Annotated in this window: 1 protein-coding gene; it reads right to left on the minus strand. The window is 58.6% G+C overall.

Annotation, left to right across the window (positions count from 1 at the left end):
* Positions 1 to 228 (minus strand): hypothetical protein (locus SB719_RS20955; RefSeq protein ID WP_412159859.1); only part of this gene is annotated, 228 nt, incomplete at its 3' end.
* Positions 229 to 261 lie beyond the last annotated feature (33 nt).

The raw sequence follows: 261 nt of genomic DNA on the forward strand, positions 1-261 counted from the left end.
GCAGTCGGACAAGCCCACGCTGTTGCCGATACGTACCAGCGACGGGTCGAGAAACTTGCAGCCTGTATTGACGTAGAAATTGCTGCCGACCGAGTGAAAGTTGCCCCATCGGGCCAGGTAGGCCCCCCATTCAAGACCAGAGGGGTTGCAGAACCTCCTGTAGAATTTGCCCCCTCGCCCGGTTGCATGGGCGTAGTGCGCCACTGCCTTGCGTATCCATCCCTTCATACTGCCTGGCCTCGCGATCTGAACAATCTGGAG

It is taken from the genome of Pantoea sp. SIMBA_079 (assembly GCF_046940275.1).
Classification (GTDB): Bacteria; Pseudomonadota; Gammaproteobacteria; order Enterobacterales; family Enterobacteriaceae; genus Pantoea; species Pantoea borealis.